Source organism: Ruegeria sp. BC7 (assembly GCF_056539165.1).
On record NZ_JBQFUL010000002.1, the window covers coordinates 238,394 to 256,447 of the forward strand.

Consider the following 18,054-nt stretch of genomic DNA (forward strand, 5'->3'; position numbering starts at 1 on the left):
ATACGCTCAGGCGGGGGCCGCAGGGACGAAGTCCGAAAGGTAGAACATGGCGACGAATTCAGGCGGTGACGGCAAGAACACGCTCTACTGCAGCTTCTGCGGCAAGAGCCAGCATGAGGTGCGCAAGCTGATTGCCGGACCCACAGTTTTCATCTGTGATGAATGCGTCGAACTGTGCATGGACATCATCCGCGAGGAAACCAAAGCCAGCGGCCTGAAGTCCTCCGATGGGGTGCCGACACCCAAGGATATTTGCGAGGTTCTGGACGACTATGTGATCGGTCAGGCCACGGCCAAGCGGGTTCTGTCGGTGGCGGTTCACAACCACTACAAGCGTCTGAACCATGCGCAGAAAGCGGGCAGCGATATTGAGCTGGCCAAGTCCAACATTCTGCTGATCGGCCCCACCGGTTGCGGCAAGACGCTGCTGGCGCAAACGCTGGCGCGCATTCTGGATGTGCCGTTCACAATGGCGGATGCAACCACGCTGACCGAAGCCGGCTACGTGGGTGAGGATGTCGAGAACATCATCCTCAAGCTGCTGCAAGCGTCTGAGTATAATGTGGAACGCGCACAGCGCGGCATCGTCTATATCGACGAGGTCGACAAGATCACGCGCAAGTCCGAGAACCCCTCGATCACGCGCGACGTATCGGGTGAGGGTGTACAGCAGGCGTTGCTGAAACTGATGGAAGGCACCGTGGCCAGCGTGCCACCGCAAGGTGGGCGCAAGCATCCTCAGCAGGAATTCCTGCAGGTGGACACCACGAATATTCTGTTCATCTGCGGCGGTGCGTTTGCCGGTCTGGACAGGATCATCGCTCAGCGCGGCAAGGGCTCGGCGATGGGCTTTGGTGCAGACGTGCGCGACAATGATGAGCGTGGCGTCGGGGAAATCTTCAAAGACCTTGAGCCCGAAGACCTGCTGAAGTTCGGTCTGATCCCGGAATTCGTCGGTCGTCTGCCGGTTCTGGCAACGCTGGAAGACTTGGACGAGGACGCGCTGGTGACCATCCTGACCAAGCCGAAGAACGCTCTGGTCAAGCAATACCAACGTCTGTTTGAGCTTGAGGACGCTGAACTTGCCTTCACGGATGACGCGCTGAAAGCGATCGCGAAGAAGGCGATTGAACGGAAAACCGGTGCACGTGGTCTGCGGTCGATCCTGGAAGACATCCTGTTGGATACGATGTTCGAGCTTCCAGGTCTTAAAAACGTGACCGAGGTCGTTGTGAACGAGGAAGCGGTGTCTTCCGACTCGCAGCCGCTGATCATTTACGCGGATGCGGCCGAGTCTGCCTCGGCCGGATAATTCCAAAGATTTCAGGCATATTCGGCGCGGTTCACCCGCGCCGTTTTCTTATGAGGGCGGTATGGCAATCAAACGAATTTCGTCGGGCGGAGAATTTGAGGCCAAGGTCGGCTATTGCCGCGCTGTTGTGGCAGGCGGATGGGTTCATGTCTCTGGCACGGTCGGACAGGGTGACGGTGTTGTTGAACAGTGCCGATCTGCACTTGAGGTGATCGAAAAGGCGTTGAGAGAAGCCGGCGCCAGCTTTGCGGATGTGGCGCGCGTGACATACATGCTGCCTGACAAAAGCGAATTTGAACCCTGCTGGCCGATCCTCCGTGAAACGTTTGGGGAAAACCCTCCGGCGACAACGATGATCGAATGTGCATTGATTGATCCGAAGTTCCGGATCGAAATCGAAGTGACCGCATATCTGCCGGAATAGCGGCTGTGGTCCGTGTGGCACTGGACCTTGGCGAGCCTTTGGTCCATATCTGCAGGAACAGAAATGCCGGAGTCAGACGATGGGAATCCTGAACAGTCTTTTGCGGGCCGTAACCTGGTGGAACGGGGCCACTCTGAATACGCAGATTTACACTGCGCGTAAGGGAGTGAAGGTTGGCGAAGATAACGAAGGCAATGTTTTCTATCGCAATTCCGACGACAGCAAACGCTGGGTTATTTTCAATGGTGAGGCCGAGGCAAGTCGGATCGACCCTGACTGGCATGGATGGCTGCACCGGACCTGGGATGAGCCTCCAACGGACAAGCCGTTGCAGCATAAGTCCTGGGAAAAACCGCATCAGGAAAATTTGACAGGTACAGCCCTGGCCTATGCGCCTGCGGGTTCGTTGCGCCGACCTGACCCGGTCGAGCGTTCGGACTATGAGGCATGGACCCCAGAATAAGCGAGGCGAGCAATGTCGAGCTATAATGTAACCGAAGTCCTGGTGGGCGGGGCCGTTCTTGCCTGTGCCGTGGCTTTTGGCGTTTATGCCAGCCAGTCAACCGGCCTGTCGCAAAGCGGGCCGGGGTACGAATTGGGTGCATCCTTCCGATCGCTTGAGGGTGTCGGTGTCGGCACGGATGTTCGACTTGCCGGCGTTAAGATCGGGACCGTGACAGGTGTTGAATTGAACCCGGATACTTATCGCGCGGACACAACTTTTTCGATCTCTGACGGGATACTGGTGCCGGATGACAGCGCGATCGTCATCTCGTCCGAAGGTTTGCTGGGTGGAAACTTTGTCGAGGTAATGCCCGGTGGATCGCCCTTCTTCTTTGAACCCGGTGATCAGGTCGAGGATACGCAGGGTGCGGTCAGCCTGATTTCGCTTCTGGTCAAATTCGTGGCCGGGGATGGCGGCGAATGAAGCGTTTATTTCTGATTGCAGCGCTGCTTGTGTCCACGGGCGCAGCAGCCCAGCAAAAGGTCCAATCTGGTCCGGGCGCGATGCTGCGTGGTTTGGATAAGGTGAGCGGACAGACCGTTGATGTCGAGATGCAGAGCGGTCAGACCGAAGCGATATTCGGCTTGGATGTTGCTTTGGGCGATTGCCGCTATCCGGCAGAAAACCCGACCGGGGACGCTTTCGCCTATCTCACGATTTGGGAAAAGGGCAAGACAGATCAACTATTTGACGGATGGATGATCGCCACTTCCCCGGCGCTGAATGCGTTGGATCATTCACGTTACGATGTCTGGGTGATCCGCTGTATAACGCCGTCCGGCGACTGATCCAGCTCAGCGGTGAAGTCTGCGCTGGCGTTGATCGCCTCCTCCAAGGCCTGCCTGTATTCAGAGCGCGGAACTTCAATTGCGCCCAGTGAAGCCAAGTGCGCGGTTAGAAATTGGGTGTCGAACAACAAAAAACCGGTGCGCCTTAGCCGATCGACCAGATAGGCCAGCGCAATTTTCGAGGCATCCGTTCGCCGCGAAAACATGCTTTCACCGAAGAACGCAGCGCCCAGGGAAACTCCGTAGACACCTCCGATAAGCGCGGGGCCGTCCCAGACTTCTAATGAGTGCGCATAGCCGGATTGGTGCAGGCGTTGATACAGATCCCGCAGCTCTGCATTGATCCAGGTGTCGGCGCGGTCGGCACAGCCATCGACAACACCAGCGAAGTTCTGATTGATCGTAACTGAGAAACCGCATTTGCGGATTCGCCGCGCAAGGCTGCGCGATATGTGGAACCCGTTCAGGGGGATAACGCCCCGAAACTTTGGATCGACCCAGAACAAGTCCGGGTCGTCGCGGTGTTCGGCCATCGGGAAAATGCCGATGGAATAACCATGTAGCAGGAGTTCGGGAGAAAGGCTCATACAGACGGTCCGACGTTCGAGGGGCAAAAGCCCCTCGAAGTGGTTGTGTTACTCGGCCATATTCTCCGCAAGCCAATGCTCCAGCCAGTGAATGTTGTAGTCGCCGCTGTGGATGTCGGCTTCTTGCAGCAGAGCATGAAATAGCGGCACAGTCGTGTCGATTCCGTCCACGATCAATTCACCCAAGGCGCGTTCCAGACGCGCCAGCGCCTCGGCCCGGTCGCGGCCCTGCACGATCAGCTTGGCGATCAGCGAGTCGTAGTAGGGCGGGATCGAGTACCCGTCATAGAGCGCCGAATCCATCCGCACACCCAGACCGCCGGGCGCGTGATAAGCGCTGATCTTGCCGGGGCAGGGTGAGAAGTTGGGCAGCTTTTCCGCGTTGATCCGAACCTCGATGGCGTGGCCGTTGATTTCCAGATCGTCTTGACCGAAGGACATATCCTCGCCTGCGGCCACGCGGATTTGTTCGCGCACCAGATCGACGCCGAAAATGCCTTCGGTTACAGGGTGTTCCACCTGCAGGCGGGTGTTCATTTCGATGAAATAGAACTCGCCGTTTTCATACAGGAACTCGATGGTGCCCGCGCCGATATAGTTGATCTTGGCCACAGCGTCGGCGCAGATTTTACCAATCTTGGCGCGTTCCTCGGGGGTGATGCTGGGGCCGGGAGCCTCTTCAAACACTTTCTGGTGGCGGCGCTGAAGCGAGCAGTCACGTTCGCCCAGGTGAACCGCTTTGCCCTTGCCGTCGCCAAAGACCTGAATCTCGATATGGCGCGGCGTGGTGAGGTATTTCTCGATATAGACCTCGTCATTGCCAAAGGCCGCTTTGCCTTCGGCCCGCGCGGTCATGAAGGCGCTTTCCATCTCATCGGCGGTCTGCGCGACTTTCATGCCGCGTCCGCCGCCACCGGCGGTGGCCTTGATGATGACGGGATAGCCGAATTCCTCACCAATGCGCTTAGCGTCTTCCAGAGTGGGAACACCACCATCCGAGCCGGGAACGCACGGCACGCCCAACGCTTTCATCGTGTCCTTGGCGGTGATCTTGTCACCCATCACACGGATATGTTCGGCGGTGGGGCCGATGAAAGTGATGTCGTGGTCCTCGACGATCTGCACAAATTCAGCGTTCTCGGACAGGAAGCCATAGCCGGGGTGGATCGCCTGCGCGCCTGTGATTTCACAGGCCGAGATGATCGCGGGCACGGACAGATAGCTTTGCGGGCTGGGCGGAGGGCCGATGCAGACCGACTCGTCCGCCATGCGCACATGCATTGCGTCGCTGTCGGCGGTGGAATGGACGGCGACCGTCTTTATCCCCATCTCGCGCGCGGCGCGGATGACGCGCAGGGCGATCTCGCCTCGGTTGGCAATCAGGATCTTGTCGAACATGGGCCCGCCTTACTCAACGATGACCAGAGGTGTGCCGAATTCGACGGCATCCCCGTCGCCCACGAGAATGCGCTTGATGGTGCCCGACTTGGGCGCGTGGATGTGGTTCATGGTTTTCATGGCTTCGACGATCAGCAGCGTGTCGCCTTCGGACACGGATGCGCCGACCGAGATGAATGCGGGCGCGCCGGGTTCGGGCTGCATGTAAACGGTGCCGACCATGGGCGAGGTTACCGCACCCGGATGGCTGGCTGGGTCTTCAGCGGCGGCCGGTGCTTCGGCAGCAGCAGCAGCCGGGGCCGGAGCAGCAGCAGCAGCAGCAGGGGCCGCAGTCGGAACGGCCACCTGAACCGGGGCTACGGCAGCGGTTTGCGACAAGCGGCTGACGCGTACATTCAGGCTGTCTTCCTCGCCATATTCGCGTTTGACCTGCAGTTCGGTCAGGTCATTCTCGCGCAGCAATTCGGCCAATGCCTTGATGAATGCCACATCCGCTTCGTGTTTGGTTTCTGTCATGAGTGTCCTCGACGGTTCCCCTATGGCCCGTCTGTTTCTTGCGGGCTTTGGTCTGATTACGCAGCGTTATAAGCCATGCGCTCGGTCATGAAAAGCGCAGTCTCGGCCTGTCAGATGGGGGTTTTAACGAAGATTGCGAGGGGCGAAAGGGGTCAGAGAGGCATTCCGGAAAGTTTCGCGACGAGTTCAGGCAGTTTACGCGCCCCGAATTTCTCGAGAAGGCGCGCGCGGTATGCTTCGATGGTGCGATAGCTCAAGCCAAGTTCGACGCCGATTTCCTTGGCAGACAGGCCGCGGCAGGACAAAATCGCGACCTCGCGTTCCCGCGTGGTCAATTCGACCAATGGGCGTTCTTCCGAGATGTCAGAAAAGCTCCAGATGCCGTGGCGGAAGGGATCGTCCGGGGTCAGTGAACGACCGCGCGCGCGGCACCAGAACAAGTCACCATTTCGCCGCCGCATGACGCGTTCGTCGGTGTAATATCCGGTATCGCGCATGACCTGAAGGCTACGCGCACCAATGCGTTCCCAATCCGCGACCGAGGGATAAAGATGCAGCAGGGGCATGTTGCGATAGTCGGCTTCGTCCCCGCCGAAGGTGCGAGCAAACTGCAGATTGCAGCGTCGGATGATACGGTTTTCCAGTTCCACCAATCCGATAGGAGCATATTCAAAGGCAGCATCACTCATCCTGGTATCGTGCCGGGAATTGGTTGGAATTAGAAGGGGTAGCACGCAGATTGTGGTGCTGACGGGCGTCAGGGCGCTCCTCATGATTGTGCAAATACTCTGTCAAAGGTGTAAACTGGGTTTGAAAATTCAGGTCTAAAAGATAGAAAACAATATAGAGTTCAGAAAAGACTGAAGGTTCTTGAAGATGGATTTCGCTTGGGAAGGAGCGAGAACATGCGCGACACGCTGACAGGCAGCCGTATCCGAGAGAGGCGACAAATCGCGGGTCTGCGTCAGGCAGAGCTGGCGCGTCAGGTCGGGATCTCGGCCTCGTATTTGAACCTGATCGAGCACAATCGCCGCAGGATTGGCGGCAAGCTGCTGGTCGATATCGCCTCGGCTCTGGCTGTTGAACCTTCGCTGCTGACGCAGGGGCTGGAGGCGACGCTTATTTCCGCGCTGCGCGAGGCTGCGGCGGATGCGGTGGGGCAGCAGGCCGAAGTCGACAGTCTAGAGGAGTTCGCGGGGCGCTTTCCGGGGTGGGCTGCTGTGCTGGCACAGATGCACAGGCGCGTTGTCTCGCTTGAGCGGACGGTCGAAACCCTGTCCGACCGCTTGACCCATGATCCACATCTGGCTGCTTCGATGCATGAGGTTCTGTCCACCGCGGCTGCGATTCGTTCGACCGCAGCGATTCTGGCCGAGACGCAGGAAATCGAACCGGAATGGCAGGACCGCTTTCATCGAAACCTGCACCAAGATGCGGAACGCCTTGCCGACAGTTCCAAGTCCTTGGTTGCCTATCTCGACGATTCTGACAGTGCCGACGACCGCCGGGGCGTTCCTCTTGAGGAGGTTGAGGCATTTTTTGAACAGCACGGGCACCACTTTCCCGAGGTTGAGGCCGGAGGAGAGATCGCAGCAATAGACCTGAGCGAGATGGATTCTGTGGCTGCGAAAACTGTGACTCGTGGCTTTTTGGACATCTATGCGGCTGACGCGAAGGCCATGCCATTGGAAGCAGTAATAGATGCTTTGGCTGGTGCCGAGCCTGACCCAATCAGGCTGGCAGCACAGTTTTCAGTGGACATTGCGACGGTTCTGCGACGCTTGGCGGCTTTGCCCGACGGGGTTCTGTCACGTCCGACCGGGCTGGTTGTTTGTGACGCGTCTGGAAGTATCTTGTTTACAAAGTCGGTGCCGGGATTTGCGATGCCGCGCTTTGGTGAAGCGTGTCCTTTGTGGCCTTTGTTTCAGGCGTTGAACCGACCTTTGGTGCCGATCCGCAAGCGTATCGTGCAGCTAGGCCGGTCCGCGGCCGAGTTTGATTGCTTTGCCTATGCTTGGCCGCAAACGATCTCTGGGTATGACGACGCGCCTGTCTACCGCTCGGTCATGCTGGTCCGTTCCGTCGAAGAAGGCGGGCAGGGCGGCCAGCCGGTTGCCAAGGTCGGGCCAAGTTGCAGGGTATGTCCGAACGCTGACTGCGAGTCGCGCCGAGAGCCGTCGATTCTGAGCGAAGGCTTTTGACACTTTCCTGACAGACGGCGTAAGCTGGCACAGACAGGACTGCGGATGGGTATCCTGTCACGGGGAGGAATGAAACATATGAGCCGTAAGGTTCTACTGATTGAGGATGAGCCGAACATCGCCGAGGCCATTCGGTTTCTGCTGACGCGTGAGGGTTGGCAGGTCGAAACGCACGCCGAAGGATCGGACGCTGTCGAGGTCATTCAGGGCGCAAATCCTGATCTTGTCATTTTGGATGTCATGCTGCCGGGCAAAAGCGGCATGGATATTCTGCGCGATCTGCGCGAGTTGGAGGACCTTCGGGGTCTGCCGGTCTTGATGCTAACCGCACGCGGCCAGCTTCGGGATCGCGAAATGGCCGAAAGCGCGGGCGTCAGCCGCTTTATGACCAAGCCGTTTTCCAATGCCGAGGTCCTGACCGCCGTGCGGGATCTGCACGCACAGGCCACACAATCATGAGCAATGGCGAAGATCGGCAGCCTCAGGGTGTTCGGCCTTCGCTGTTTCTGGAACGCCAAAGCTATCGTCGTCGCCGGTTGACGGATGCGGCTCGGTTGTTGCCGATTCTCGGGGCTGCGCTGATCGCAATTCCGTTGCTTTGGCCCGAGCCGGGGGAAACCGGGGCGGTCACTTTGTCGTCGGCCATCCTCTATATCTTTACCTGCTGGGGGCTGTTGATACTGATTAGCCTGATCTTTGGCTTCGCCGCCCGTCGCACGGCGGCGCGGGATGACACCGACCTGGACGCGGACCGATGGCAACGCTGAACCTTCTGATCCTTGTCTGTCTGGGCTATGTGGTTCTTTTGTTCGGTGTGGCCTTTGCCGCTGACCGAATGGCAGCCGCTGGGCGTGGCGCGTGGCTGCGATCTCCGCTGATCTATACGCTGTCGCTGTCGATCTACTGCACGGCATGGACATTCTACGGCGCGGTTGGAAATGCTGCCCGGTCAGGGCTGGAGTTCGTGACGATTTATCTGGGTCCCACGCTGGTCATGATCAGTTGGTGGTGGGGGCTCAGGAAACTGGTCAGGGTCGGGCGCAGCCAACGGGTGACCTCGATCGCTGACCTGATCTCGTCCCGGTATGGCAAGTCGAATACGCTGGCGATCTGCGTGACCATTCTGGCGGTGCTTGGTGGTACGCCCTATATCGCCCTGCAACTGCAATCCATCACCTTGTCTTTCTCGATTTTTGCCGAGGCTGACCCTTCTGGCCTTTACCGCGAAGGGTCGAGCGTGTTTTGGGTGGCCGCTGGGCTAGCGGTTTTCGCCATCCTGTTCGGGACACGAAACCTGGACGCGAACGAGCGTCACCACGGGGTCGTGACCGCTATCGCGTTGGAATCTGTGGTCAAACTGTTCGCTTTGCTGGCGGTCGGCATCTTTGTCGTCTGGGGGGTCGCAGGCGGCGTTGGGCCGATGATGGATCGCATAGACGCCTCGGAGATTGGTCAATGGAACGTGGACGCGGGGCGCTGGACGACGTTCATCTTCTTGTCGGCTGCGGCCTTTGTCTGCCTGCCGCGCATGTTTCAGGTCATGGTGGTCGAAAACGCAGATGAAGGACACCTGAGGACAGCGGCGTGGGCGTTTCCGTTGTACTTGCTGTTGATGAGCCTCTTTGTGGTGCCGATCGCCGTGGTGGGGCTGGACCTGTTGCCGGAAGGATCAAACCCGGACTTGTTCGTCCTGACTGTACCCCTATCGCAGGGCAATGACTGGCTGGCCATGCTGTCCTTCATCGGCGGGTTCTCGTCGGCCACGTCGATGGTGATCGTCACAGCGATGGCCTTGTCGACCATGGTCTCGAACCACCTGGTGATGCCGATCTGGTTAAGCACTCAGGAGGGGTCGGGGTCCGTATCCGGCGACGTTCGGCACGTTGTATTGGTCGCGCGCCGTGTCTCAATCGCGGCTATCATGGCGCTGGGCTATTTCTATTATCGGCTGTCCGGTGGCGGCGCGGCGCTTGCCTCGATCGGACTTGTGGCCTTTGCTGGTATCTCTCAGATTCTGCCCGCTCTGGTCGGAGGTTTGTTCTGGCGCGGGGCAACGCGGACGGGGGCGCTGGTCGGGCTGACCGTGGGGTTCCTCTTGTGGATCTACACGCTGCTTCTGCCCGGGATGGGTGGGGCGCTGATGTCCGAGTCGGTTCTGCAGAACGGTCCGTTTGGGATCGGCTGGCTGCGGCCGCAGGCATTGTTCGGGATCGAAGGTATGGATCCCATGGTCCATACGGTCATGTGGTCGCTGTCCCTGAATACCGTCGCTTTCTGCGTGGCGTCGCTGCTGAGCTTTCCCAGCCCGCTGGAACGCTTGCAGGGCGCACAGTTCGTCAACGTCTTTGACCATTCTGTCGCGCCGCGCGGTTGGACCGGCTCAGTTGCGCAGAGCGAGGATCTGATGATCATGACCCAGCGAATACTGGGGGCTGGTCCCGCGCAGGAGTTCTTTCAGGCCGAAGCCGAACAACAAGGCGGACGGTCCAGCCTGCCCGAACCAACACCTGCCTTTCTTGAGCGTCTGGAGCGTGAATTGAGCGGCTCGGTCGGGGCGGCGACGGCGCATGCCATGATCGGCCAGATTGTCGGCGGGTCTTCGGTGTCGGTCGAGGATTTGTTGGCGGTGGCCGACGAATCCGCGCAACTGCTTGAGTATTCTAGCCAGCTAGAGGTGAAATCCGCAGAGCTCAGCCGCACTGCGCTGCAGTTGCGAGAGGCAAATACCAAACTAACGCAGATTTCTGAGCAGAAAGACAGCTTCCTCAGTCAAGTCAGCCACGAATTGCGGACGCCCATGACCTCGATCCGCGCCTTTTCCGAGATCATGCGAGACACCGACGGACTTAGCCCAGAGGAGCAGACACGCTATGCCGCGATCATCCATGACGAGGCTCTGCGGCTCACACGATTGCTTGACGACCTGCTGGATCTGAGTGTCCTGGAAAGCGGTCAGGTCAACTTGAATATGGGCGGGGATACCCTGCGCTCGGTGTTGGATCGGGCTGTATCCAGCGCCTTGGCCGGTACCAGCAAGTCCCTGACGGTGCGCCGGTCGAAAACCTCTGAACGCATCCCCCTGCACACAGATTTGGATCGGTTAGGTCAGGTGTTCATCAATTTGATCTCCAACGCGCAGAAATACTGTGATGCTGACGAGCCGGTCCTGACTATTTCGGCGCACGACGTCGGCGGGCAAGTCGTGATTGATTTTGCGGATAACGGAAGCGGCATTCCACTCGAAGCCCGTTCCATGGTGTTTGAAAAATTCGCCCGAGTAGGAGGCGACAAGGCAGGCGGAGCAGGTCTGGGCTTGGCAATCTGCCGTGAGATCATGCAGCGTCTTGGTGGAGAAATCAGCTATTTGCCCGGGCAGGGCGGCGCAGCCTTCCGTGTAAGAGTGCCGCTGGCTTACAGACAGGCCGCGCAATAGCCCCGACGTAAAGGTATTCGTAACCTGCGCTGGGGTAGACCTGATACCAGACAAAGTTTGGATTGACGGTTTCGGGCATGACACAGCCGGTCAGCGCAGCCTTGGCGCGAAAACTAACTGCAGGACAGGAGGGGCGGGGCGATAGACCTCATTCGGTGCTGCGCGCGCTGCGTTTGGCCTTGGCACGCGCGGCTGCTGACAGGCTGCGGCTGCCGCTGGCGGTGATCGCGGCAAAGCAGGTGGCGGGGAGTCCGGATACGCTGGGAGGTCAGGTTGGTGATGACTGGCTGTTGTTGCAATTCACCGGCGCCGAAGGGCTGCAAGCTGCAGTATGCATGGATATGGGGACCGTGTCGGCGATCGTGCAGGTTCAGACGGTTGGCGAAGTGATGCCGTCGCCCCCAGTGGAACGCGCATTTACAGACACGGACGCCGCAATGGTTGCGCCTTGGGTCGAAGAAGTCTTCAGACGCGCGGCAAATCTGGTTGAGGAAGCACGGGATCAGGAAAGACTGACCGGATTTCAATACCGTCTTAGACTGGCCGATTTGCGAACCTTGTCGCTTGCTTTGGTCGAAGACGCGTATGTCTCATATGACCTTACTGTGGAGCTGGGGAATGGTCTGCGGCAAGGGAAAGTTTCTGTCCTTTTGCCAGAGCTTTCAAGCGGTTCAGATGCCGAGGAACATGATGAAGATGCTGCACTTAAACTCGGGCAAGGGGCAGGTGTTCTTCGCGCTGAACTGGACACCGTGATATGTCGAATGTCGGTGCCGCTGGCCTCTCTGTCCGCGCTGGCGACCGGGGACATTCTGCCGCTGGCTGGCGCAAGACTTGACCAGGCCGAAGTATTGACGATTGATCGTTCTCGTGCAGCCGTGGGGCGGTTGGGGCAATGTGGCGGGATGCGTGCCGTTCGTCTGAATGAGCAGGTTCCGTTGCCTTCACCCTTGGGTGCGGACGCACAGGAATTTCTCGCAGCTCGGGCGCACAACCAGCCTGCGGCAGACATCTCAGCAGATTCAGCCGAAATTGTCCTGAACGAAGCCAACGGCCTAGTGGACGATCTGGAGTTAGGCGATTCTGATCAGATTGCCGCGGAAATTTCAAAGCTGGCCGGTCTGAGTGATGACTCAGGACAGCTTAGTTGATCCTGCGGTATTATTCGCCCGAGTTCCGTATCTGATTGAGAGCAGGGCGAAGGTTTTCCAGGGCGTAACCAGCCTTGGTGGTTGCATCCAGAATTTCGTCGGTGCTCATCCGATCGCATTGGCCCAGCGCCCAGACGACCGAACAGCGTGTGCCAGACGCACAATAGGCCAGAACCGGTCCACTGCAGCTTTCTGCCAGCTCGCGTTGGAGGGCAACGTTTTCAGGCGTCATCGTCTGATGGGTCAGCTCCAGAACTTCATACTCAAGTCCCGCAGCACGGACGGCCTGACCGATCGCGTCTGACTGCATGCCCGTTGGAACTTCGGTATTCGGGCGGTTGCAAATGACCTTGACGAAACCGGCTTCGACAATGGCTGGAATATCGTCGACCGTGATTTGCGGCGAGACGGCGTAGCGGGGGGTAATGGGTCGAATCTCCATGCCAATTGCTTAGGCTGCGTTTGCGGATCTGTCCAGTTGTGCCCCTACGGTTGGCGCAGCGTACATACCTGCGATCATTGCCGCCAGAAACACAAGCCCGCCCAGACCGCCGTATGTCACAGACGCGATTGCAGGTCCCGGACAAAGCCCGGCCAATCCCCATCCCGCGCCAAACATAACCGAACCAAGGATCAGGCGGCGGTCCAGTTCTGGTGGCGACATGGCGGGAAAGTCCCCACCGGTCAAAGGGTGGCGATGTTCCGTCAGACGCCACGCGAGCAACATCGGCAGGATCGCTCCGCCCATTACAAAAGCCAAGGTTGGATCCCAGTTCCCGAACACGTCCAGCCATCCCTGAACTTTGGTCGTGTCGGTCATACCCGAGATCAGAAGACCCGCTCCGAACAGCGACCCTGCGATCAATGAAATCAGCAAACGCATCAGATCACCCCCCACATATGTCGCAGAACCGCGAGGGTGACCGCTCCGGCCAAGATATAGACGACAGTGGCCACTATCCCGCGCAGAGAAAACCGTGAGATACCGCAAACCCCGTGGCCCGAAGTGCAGCCATTGGCGATCCTGGTGCCGACGCCGACCAACAATCCTGCCAGGATGATCACTGCAAAATTGCCGGTCAGGTGCGTTTCCGGTGCGGGGGAAAGCAAAGGGCGAAGCAGTAGGGGCATCCCGATAAGGCCCGCTACGAATACCAGCCGCTCGAGCGTGCGGTCGCTATTGTCAACCAGCCCGCCCAGTATGCCGCTTGCTCCCATAATTCGTCCGTTTCCAAGCAGATAAACGGCGGCACCCAGTCCAATAAGGATGCCTCCGCCCAATCCCCATATCCATTCTGACTGCATAGTTATTTCCTTGTTTCTGCGCCTTGCAGGGTCACAGTTTGTTCACCGGGATCTTCAGAAAAACGTCCCCTTGTTCGTCCGCTGGCGGCATCTGTCCTGCGCGCATGTTGACCTGCAGAGATGGCAGGATCAGGCGGGGCATGCCAAGTGTCGCATCCCGAGCATCGCGCATCTCGACAAACTCCTCGATCGATCTGCCCTGTCCTATGTGGACATTGAGAGCCTTTTGCTCTCCGACCGTTGTTTCCCAGGCGTATTCATCCCGGCCCGGAGCCTTGTAGTCGTGGCCCACGAAGATACGGGTTTCGTCGGGCAAAGAGAGAATTTTTTGGATTGAGGCATACAGCATTTCCGAAGACCCGCCCGGAAAGTCGCACCTTGCGGTGCCAAAGTCTGGCATGAACAGGGTATCGCCGACGAAAGCGGCATCACCGATGACATAGGTCAGGCAAGCCGGAGTATGGCCGGGTGTGTGCAGCACGTCACCGCGCATTTGGCCCACGTGAAAGCTGTCGCCTTCGCGGAACAACGCATCGAACTGACTGCCGTCACGCTGAAACTCAGTCCCTTCGTTGAAGATTTTGCCGAAGGTTTCCTGGATGGTGACAATCTGATCCCCAATTCCGATCTTTCCGCCAAGTTCCTGCTGCAGATACGGCGCGGCTGACAGATGGTCTGCGTGTACGTGGCTTTCCAGAATCCACTCGACTTTCAGGCCATTGTCGCGGACGTACTCAATAATCTTGTCGGCGGAGCCGGTGTTTGTTCGGCCCGACGCGTGGTCGAAATCCAGTACGCTGTCGATGATCGTGCAGGCCGTGCCCTCGGGTTCCTGCACCAGATAGGACACCGTAAACGTGTCTGTATCAAAAAACGCTTTCACCTTGGGTGTCATCTCGCCCTCCGTCATTGCTGCCCAATACGTATATTAATTACGGAATGTATCGGGATCAACTGTCCGTGATTTGATGTTTGTCAAGGCAGGTTAAAGCAGAACGGCCTAGAATTTAACCATTCCGCAGTTCGCTGCCGAAACAGCATTTGGCGCAGGCGGGTTTTCGCGTGTCCCCGGGTTAAGATCAGCAAGTCTTAAAACGGTTACCTATATCAGGGTAATAAGGCACCATTTGGGAGGATGGAAATGTCTACACTGAACTTGTATTCCGAGGCTGAACAGCTTGAGCGGAACCTGCAGGGGGCTTGCCTTGAAACGCGTTTGGCCCTTCAGCCGAGTGTGACAAAGGTTATTGAGCGGATGCGGCAAGAGGGTGTCCGTGTACCGTCGCGATTGCGGCGACTGGATGCTGCGCTGTGTGAAGACGCGATGGAGGCTCAGTTCGACAATCTGCCAATTTAACGCGCAGAGCTAGCTGAACGATATTCCCAGAATAACCAGCATCAGTCCAATTACGGAGAGAAATAGCGAGGCCAGGTTCCACGGCAGGACACCCTGAACAGCAGCGCGCAATTCGTCGTCAGATAGCCCGGATTTGCGCGCTTTCATCACACGCAGAATACACCAGACGAGCCCCAAAAGACCGGCGAGGGACAGGGCTGCTCCGCCCCAGGTGATGATTTCAAACATGGTTCCCCACATTGGCCTGCAAATTTCTACTGCGCTTATCGGATCACCCCGCGCCACACAAGCCCGGCGCCGGATTGTCCGCTTGCGGCGCGCGCGGCAGCGATGTATCCGGCTTAGTGCCGTTCTGCGGTAACAGACCTCAGCCTCCGGGAGAAAAATAAATGGAAGATATGACCGAAGATCAAGCCGCCGCCAACTATCGCGTAACCGCGGGAGAGCTGCGTCAGTTTATCGAACGGTTTGAGCGTCTGGACGCCGAGAAAAAAGACATCGCTGAGCAGCAGAAAGAGGTCATGGCCGAAGCCAAGGCGCGCGGTTACGATACCAAGGTCATGCGCAAGGTGATTGCTCTGCGCAAGCGTGACAAGGACGATATCGCCGAAGAAGAGGCGGTGCTGGAAATGTACAAAGAAGCGTTGGGCATGGGCTGACACCGGTCAGCCCAGGGTCCGTTAAGGGCGCCGTTTCGCGTGCAGTTCAAATATTCCGACCAGTCCGCTCTGAGGCGTGCTGCGGTCAAAGCTGGGCCTTTCCAAACCAAAGGGAATACAGCGAACTGTAACCTGCCCGGGGGCGTGTGAATCAAGGTCTCAGAAGCCGAACCCCCGGCATGGTTTCCAGCCTTGCAAGGTCTTGTTCGTACAGCTCTGAAAACGCTTCGATAATCTCGGTGTTCCAACCGGGAAGTTCCAGTTCTTCTTCGACCATATCGGGCCGCGCATGTTCTTCCAGAACCTCAGCTAGCGCGTCACGGGTGCTGGCTTGATTCTGATCTGACCCTGCGCTGACAATTTCCTGTGCCTTCTCCTTCCCCGCCTCAGTCAAAAGCGAGAGCAACAGGTCGTGTTCGCCTTGAATGGGCGTGTCATCCGGCAGACCAGAGATTGATCGGACAATGTCTCCCCACAGAAACGGCGATTCCTCATTGCTCCAGAGCGTAATTTTAACCTCCGGTGCCAGATCGCGGATGTCGTCAATCATTCCTGTCCAGCTTAGGCAGCTCAGGTCAGTGCTTCGGGTGATGTTTTCGCGGTCTGCATCCGGCAGTGACATGAGGAGTTTCGGCACAAAGCTGCCCGGATTTCTCAATGAAAAGAAAAGTTCAACCTGTGTGCTGCCCAACGCCTGATCCAACAGGGACATCCGCTGCCCGGCCAGTGGATAAAACTGTCCGTGCTGTATGGCAGATTTTCCATCGGCAATAAGGTCGTTGCTTAGAAATACAGTGCGACGAACTTGCGGGTCAGAGGGCAAGGCTGCCTGAACTTGATCGATTTCCTGTGGCTTTAGCGGGCGCGTAGGAGGCGCAGCAAAAGCAGGCTTGAACACCTGCCGGTATCGGCGCGGCCCAAATGTTGCAACGCCTTGTTCAGAAAGCACATTCTTGTTGGCCCGTAAGGACCTTGATAGCCTGCCTTCGTCAGTAAATGCGGCTCCTGCGTGGATCGCAACCTGCATATTCGGTTCTTACCCTTGCATATTTTGCCCCATCTGCCGAGTTACATGCTGCCTGCGGCGCAGTCAAACCCGCCAGCGAGGACCAGTGAAATGAGGGGTCCGGCAATGAAAATCCAAAATCCTAAAGATAAGATAAAAAATCAGGGTTGCAGTCCTGAACCAGAGGAAGTAATCGACACCAAGTGCCCCTATAGCTCAGCTGGTAGAGCAACTGATTTGTAATCAGTAGGTCCGCGGTTCGAGTCCGTGTGGGGGCACCACAAAACTCATGAAATCTCTTAAATATCAGCGCATTAAAGCGCATTCGCTGGATTCAAAGGTGACATTCGAGGTGACGCTATGCCTCTAGTCATCGCTGAACTTGGAGCGATTATGATCTCAGCGAAATACATTACACAGAAGAAAGAGGGTGGAGTTATTGCCCTGCTTTCTGACACCGGAATGCGTTGTGCAGAAGCGGTGGGTTTGAGGGTCGAAGACGTTTTCTTGAGCGAACCCACCCCTTATCTGATGTTGCGCCCAAATGAGGCACGGAGCCTGAAGACAAAAGGGTCAGAAAGATTGGTGCCGCTCGTCGGCGCTGGGCTGTGGGCTGTGAGACGGGCCAAAGATCATGCCCAGAACGGGTTTTTGTTCCCACGCTACATCGATTTTCGAGGTTCACCATACGCGAATAAGGCCACTTACGCTTCAAACACAATCAACAAGTGGTTGAGGTCTTTTCCGCTGGACAGGAAGGATCAAAAGTCGGCGCATTCGTTCCGCCACACCGTTCAAGACAGGCTGAGGGACGCCCAAGTACCAAAGGAAATCCAAGACGCAATCTGCGGCTGGCAAACCAAGGGAATGGGGGCGAACTACGGTCAGGGTTACTCGGCTAGTGTTCTGGCTGAACATCTACAGAAAATTGTCCATGCCGACTTGTTCCCAAGTCAGCTGCCCAGCACTGGCTGAAACACCATCTGCCACGGCTGGTTGAGCTCTGCCCACCCTAGAAAACCGAAAACACGAAATCCGTAGAACATACGGATATGGAAAGGAACACACGTGAACGAACTTTCAAAACTGAAGTCAGCGACCACAAGCGATTTGCTGAATAGGGAGTTTTGGTTCACCATGCCAACAAGGGCGGCCACAGCATGAGAGGTTCGACAGCCCTTGAGGCTACGTTTGAAATCATCTTGGGGCTGAAGAAGCCCAAGGTGTCAGCCACAGGCCAAGCGAAGTTCCGAGCCGAGTTTACCAAGTACCGGAGCAAAGGGGATCATCGCATAGGTGACACAAAAGGGGCCACTTAGAGCAGTCATTGTCTTGAGATGGTGTTAAAAAACAGCTACTTATGGAGCTATTCCGGATAGAAAAAATCAGTGTGGGGGCACCACTCAAAACCC

At 57.5% G+C, this 18,054-nt stretch carries 23 protein-coding genes and 1 tRNA gene; 14 read left to right on the forward strand and 10 right to left on the reverse strand.

What is annotated here, in order from left to right:
- Nucleotides 1–46 precede the first annotated feature (46 nt).
- From clpX to ACR0KS_RS06180, 5 genes are all read left to right on the forward strand, one after another.
- Nucleotides 47–1,312: an ATP-dependent Clp protease ATP-binding subunit ClpX gene (clpX, locus tag ACR0KS_RS06160; protein WP_170386531.1), complete on the forward strand. Its 1,266-nt coding sequence runs from the start codon at nt 47–49 to the stop codon at nt 1,310–1,312.
- Nucleotides 1,313–1,373: 61 nt separating this feature from the next.
- Complete coding sequence (locus ACR0KS_RS06165; RefSeq protein WP_170565452.1) at nt 1,374–1,736, forward strand: RidA family protein; 363 nt, start codon at nt 1,374–1,376, stop codon at nt 1,734–1,736.
- 79 nt (nt 1,737–1,815) lie between these two features.
- Nucleotides 1,816–2,199, forward strand: a complete 384-nt coding sequence (locus ACR0KS_RS06170) for an NADH:ubiquinone oxidoreductase subunit NDUFA12 (RefSeq protein WP_170484655.1) — start codon at nt 1,816–1,818, stop codon at nt 2,197–2,199.
- A 12-nt stretch (nt 2,200–2,211) separates the two neighbouring features.
- Nucleotides 2,212–2,664 (forward strand): outer membrane lipid asymmetry maintenance protein MlaD, encoded by a 453-nt coding sequence (mlaD, locus tag ACR0KS_RS06175; RefSeq protein WP_170565449.1) that lies wholly within the window; start codon nt 2,212–2,214, stop codon nt 2,662–2,664.
- The gene (locus ACR0KS_RS06180; protein ID WP_170386542.1) at nt 2,661–3,029 is read left to right on the forward strand and encodes a DUF2155 domain-containing protein; all 369 of its coding nucleotides are present in this window, start codon (nt 2,661–2,663) and stop codon (nt 3,027–3,029) included. The genes mlaD and ACR0KS_RS06180 overlap by 4 nt, the downstream gene beginning before the upstream one ends.
- Here the strand turns inward: ACR0KS_RS06180 and aat are convergent.
- The 4 genes from aat to ACR0KS_RS06200 form a co-directional block, all read right to left on the reverse strand.
- Nucleotides 2,984–3,616: a leucyl/phenylalanyl-tRNA--protein transferase gene (aat, locus tag ACR0KS_RS06185; protein ID WP_170565446.1), complete on the reverse strand. Its 633-nt coding sequence runs from the start codon at nt 3,614–3,616 to the stop codon at nt 2,984–2,986. The two genes, ACR0KS_RS06180 and aat, sit on opposite strands and share 46 nt — an antisense overlap.
- A 48-nt stretch (nt 3,617–3,664) precedes the next feature.
- The gene (gene accC, locus ACR0KS_RS06190) at nt 3,665–5,014 is read right to left on the reverse strand and encodes an acetyl-CoA carboxylase biotin carboxylase subunit (protein ID WP_170386548.1); all 1,350 of its coding nucleotides are present in this window, start codon (nt 5,012–5,014) and stop codon (nt 3,665–3,667) included.
- Between the two features lie 9 nt (nt 5,015–5,023).
- A complete protein-coding gene (gene accB, locus ACR0KS_RS06195) occupies nt 5,024–5,530 on the reverse strand; it encodes an acetyl-CoA carboxylase biotin carboxyl carrier protein (protein WP_170565443.1) in 507 nt (168 codons plus the stop codon).
- 152 nt (nt 5,531–5,682) lie between these two features.
- Nucleotides 5,683–6,219, reverse strand: a complete 537-nt coding sequence (locus ACR0KS_RS06200; RefSeq protein ID WP_170386554.1) for a LuxR C-terminal-related transcriptional regulator — start codon at nt 6,217–6,219, stop codon at nt 5,683–5,685.
- A 216-nt stretch (nt 6,220–6,435) separates the two neighbouring features.
- Between ACR0KS_RS06200 and ACR0KS_RS06205 the strand changes: the two genes are divergently transcribed.
- The 5 genes from ACR0KS_RS06205 to ACR0KS_RS06225 all read left to right on the forward strand — a co-directional run bounded on the left by ACR0KS_RS06205 (nt 6,436) and on the right by ACR0KS_RS06225 (nt 12,315).
- Nucleotides 6,436–7,731 carry a helix-turn-helix transcriptional regulator gene (locus tag ACR0KS_RS06205; RefSeq protein ID WP_170565440.1) on the forward strand — a complete coding sequence of 432 codons (1,296 nt, stop codon included), beginning with the start codon at nt 6,436–6,438 and terminating at the stop codon, nt 7,729–7,731.
- Between the two features lie 78 nt (nt 7,732–7,809).
- Entirely contained in the window at nt 7,810–8,190 is a 381-nt protein-coding gene (locus ACR0KS_RS06210) for a response regulator (RefSeq protein WP_170386560.1), read from the forward strand.
- The gene (locus ACR0KS_RS06215; RefSeq protein ID WP_170565437.1) at nt 8,187–8,498 is read left to right on the forward strand and encodes a hypothetical protein; all 312 of its coding nucleotides are present in this window, start codon (nt 8,187–8,189) and stop codon (nt 8,496–8,498) included. The genes ACR0KS_RS06210 and ACR0KS_RS06215 overlap by 4 nt, the downstream gene beginning before the upstream one ends.
- Entirely contained in the window at nt 8,486–11,164 is a 2,679-nt protein-coding gene (locus tag ACR0KS_RS06220) for a sensor histidine kinase (protein WP_170565435.1), read from the forward strand. Before ACR0KS_RS06215 ends, ACR0KS_RS06220 begins: the two co-directional genes overlap by 13 nt.
- Nucleotides 11,165–11,241: 77 nt before the next feature.
- Nucleotides 11,242–12,315 (forward strand): FliM/FliN family flagellar motor C-terminal domain-containing protein, encoded by a 1,074-nt coding sequence (locus ACR0KS_RS06225; protein WP_170565432.1) that lies wholly within the window; start codon nt 11,242–11,244, stop codon nt 12,313–12,315.
- Between the two features lie 10 nt (nt 12,316–12,325).
- Here ACR0KS_RS06225 and ACR0KS_RS06230 read toward each other — a convergent pair whose 3' ends face one another.
- From ACR0KS_RS06230 to ACR0KS_RS06245, 4 genes are read right to left on the reverse strand one after another with little or no spacing between them, the layout of a single operon-like run.
- The gene (locus ACR0KS_RS06230) at nt 12,326–12,757 is read right to left on the reverse strand and encodes a TIGR01244 family sulfur transferase (protein ID WP_170386572.1); all 432 of its coding nucleotides are present in this window, start codon (nt 12,755–12,757) and stop codon (nt 12,326–12,328) included.
- A 9-nt stretch (nt 12,758–12,766) separates the two neighbouring features.
- Complete coding sequence (locus ACR0KS_RS06235; RefSeq protein WP_170565429.1) at nt 12,767–13,198, reverse strand: DUF6691 family protein; 432 nt, start codon at nt 13,196–13,198, stop codon at nt 12,767–12,769.
- Nucleotides 13,198–13,620 (reverse strand): YeeE/YedE thiosulfate transporter family protein, encoded by a 423-nt coding sequence (locus ACR0KS_RS06240; protein ID WP_170386579.1) that lies wholly within the window; start codon nt 13,618–13,620, stop codon nt 13,198–13,200. Before ACR0KS_RS06240 ends, ACR0KS_RS06235 begins: the two co-directional genes overlap by 1 nt.
- Nucleotides 13,621–13,651: 31 nt before the next feature.
- A complete protein-coding gene (locus ACR0KS_RS06245; protein WP_170565426.1) occupies nt 13,652–14,515 on the reverse strand; it encodes an MBL fold metallo-hydrolase in 864 nt (287 codons plus the stop codon).
- Between the two features lie 246 nt (nt 14,516–14,761).
- Here ACR0KS_RS06245 and ACR0KS_RS06250 point away from each other — a divergent pair, with 246 nt between their 5' ends.
- Nucleotides 14,762–14,977 (forward strand): hypothetical protein, encoded by a 216-nt coding sequence (locus ACR0KS_RS06250; RefSeq protein WP_170565423.1) that lies wholly within the window; start codon nt 14,762–14,764, stop codon nt 14,975–14,977.
- A 9-nt stretch (nt 14,978–14,986) separates the two neighbouring features.
- Here ACR0KS_RS06250 and ACR0KS_RS06255 read toward each other — a convergent pair whose 3' ends face one another.
- A complete protein-coding gene (locus tag ACR0KS_RS06255) occupies nt 14,987–15,205 on the reverse strand; it encodes a hypothetical protein (RefSeq protein WP_170565420.1) in 219 nt (72 codons plus the stop codon).
- Between the two features lie 161 nt (nt 15,206–15,366).
- Here ACR0KS_RS06255 and ACR0KS_RS06260 point away from each other — a divergent pair, with 161 nt between their 5' ends.
- Nucleotides 15,367–15,636: a DUF2312 domain-containing protein gene (locus tag ACR0KS_RS06260; RefSeq protein ID WP_170414533.1), complete on the forward strand. Its 270-nt coding sequence runs from the start codon at nt 15,367–15,369 to the stop codon at nt 15,634–15,636.
- Between the two features lie 151 nt (nt 15,637–15,787).
- Here the strand turns inward: ACR0KS_RS06260 and ACR0KS_RS06265 are convergent, their stop codons facing one another.
- Nucleotides 15,788–16,534, reverse strand: a complete 747-nt coding sequence (locus ACR0KS_RS06265) for a hypothetical protein (protein WP_480693151.1) — start codon at nt 16,532–16,534, stop codon at nt 15,788–15,790.
- Between the two features lie 313 nt (nt 16,535–16,847).
- On the opposite strand from ACR0KS_RS06265, the gene ACR0KS_RS06270 reads away from it, so the two are divergent.
- Together ACR0KS_RS06270 and ACR0KS_RS06275 are read left to right on the forward strand one after the other, a co-directional pair.
- Nucleotides 16,848–16,923 (forward strand) — tRNA-Thr (locus ACR0KS_RS06270).
- Between the two features lie 112 nt (nt 16,924–17,035).
- Nucleotides 17,036–17,617 carry a tyrosine-type recombinase/integrase gene (locus ACR0KS_RS06275; protein WP_170565970.1) on the forward strand — a complete coding sequence of 194 codons (582 nt, stop codon included), beginning with the start codon at nt 17,036–17,038 and terminating at the stop codon, nt 17,615–17,617.
- The last annotated feature ends 437 nt before the right edge of the window (nt 17,618–18,054 follow it).

Excerpts from the sequence above, each read along its gene's own strand:
- ACR0KS_RS06235 (WP_170565429.1), bottom strand. The coding sequence starts at position 13,198 with ATGCGTTTGCTGATTTCATTGATCGCAGGGTCGCTGTTCGGAGCGGGT.
- clpX (WP_170386531.1), top strand. The coding sequence starts at position 47 with ATGGCGACGAATTCAGGCGGTGACGGCAAGAACACGCTCTACTGCAGC.
- accC (WP_170386548.1), bottom strand. The coding sequence starts at position 5,014 with ATGTTCGACAAGATCCTGATTGCCAACCGAGGCGAGATCGCCCTGCGC.
- ACR0KS_RS06255 (WP_170565420.1), bottom strand. The coding sequence starts at position 15,205 with ATGTTTGAAATCATCACCTGGGGCGGAGCAGCCCTGTCCCTCGCCGGT.
- ACR0KS_RS06200 (WP_170386554.1), bottom strand. The coding sequence starts at position 6,219 with ATGAGTGATGCTGCCTTTGAATATGCTCCTATCGGATTGGTGGAACTG.
- ACR0KS_RS06170 (WP_170484655.1), top strand. The coding sequence starts at position 1,816 with ATGGGAATCCTGAACAGTCTTTTGCGGGCCGTAACCTGGTGGAACGGG.
- ACR0KS_RS06180 (WP_170386542.1), top strand. The coding sequence starts at position 2,661 with ATGAAGCGTTTATTTCTGATTGCAGCGCTGCTTGTGTCCACGGGCGCA.
- ACR0KS_RS06210 (WP_170386560.1), top strand. The coding sequence starts at position 7,810 with ATGAGCCGTAAGGTTCTACTGATTGAGGATGAGCCGAACATCGCCGAG.
- ACR0KS_RS06230 (WP_170386572.1), bottom strand. The coding sequence starts at position 12,757 with ATGGAGATTCGACCCATTACCCCCCGCTACGCCGTCTCGCCGCAAATC.
- ACR0KS_RS06240 (WP_170386579.1), bottom strand. The coding sequence starts at position 13,620 with ATGCAGTCAGAATGGATATGGGGATTGGGCGGAGGCATCCTTATTGGA.
- aat (WP_170565446.1), bottom strand. The coding sequence starts at position 3,616 with ATGAGCCTTTCTCCCGAACTCCTGCTACATGGTTATTCCATCGGCATT.
- ACR0KS_RS06215 (WP_170565437.1), top strand. The coding sequence starts at position 8,187 with ATGAGCAATGGCGAAGATCGGCAGCCTCAGGGTGTTCGGCCTTCGCTG.
- ACR0KS_RS06260 (WP_170414533.1), top strand. The coding sequence starts at position 15,367 with ATGGAAGATATGACCGAAGATCAAGCCGCCGCCAACTATCGCGTAACC.
- ACR0KS_RS06245 (WP_170565426.1), bottom strand. The coding sequence starts at position 14,515 with ATGACACCCAAGGTGAAAGCGTTTTTTGATACAGACACGTTTACGGTG.
- mlaD (WP_170565449.1), top strand. The coding sequence starts at position 2,212 with ATGTCGAGCTATAATGTAACCGAAGTCCTGGTGGGCGGGGCCGTTCTT.
- ACR0KS_RS06225 (WP_170565432.1), top strand. The coding sequence starts at position 11,242 with ATGACACAGCCGGTCAGCGCAGCCTTGGCGCGAAAACTAACTGCAGGA.
- ACR0KS_RS06275 (WP_170565970.1), top strand. The coding sequence starts at position 17,036 with ATGATCTCAGCGAAATACATTACACAGAAGAAAGAGGGTGGAGTTATT.
- ACR0KS_RS06205 (WP_170565440.1), top strand. The coding sequence starts at position 6,436 with ATGCGCGACACGCTGACAGGCAGCCGTATCCGAGAGAGGCGACAAATC.
- ACR0KS_RS06165 (WP_170565452.1), top strand. The coding sequence starts at position 1,374 with ATGGCAATCAAACGAATTTCGTCGGGCGGAGAATTTGAGGCCAAGGTC.
- accB (WP_170565443.1), bottom strand. The coding sequence starts at position 5,530 with ATGACAGAAACCAAACACGAAGCGGATGTGGCATTCATCAAGGCATTG.
- ACR0KS_RS06250 (WP_170565423.1), top strand. The coding sequence starts at position 14,762 with ATGTCTACACTGAACTTGTATTCCGAGGCTGAACAGCTTGAGCGGAAC.
- ACR0KS_RS06220 (WP_170565435.1), top strand. The coding sequence starts at position 8,486 with ATGGCAACGCTGAACCTTCTGATCCTTGTCTGTCTGGGCTATGTGGTT.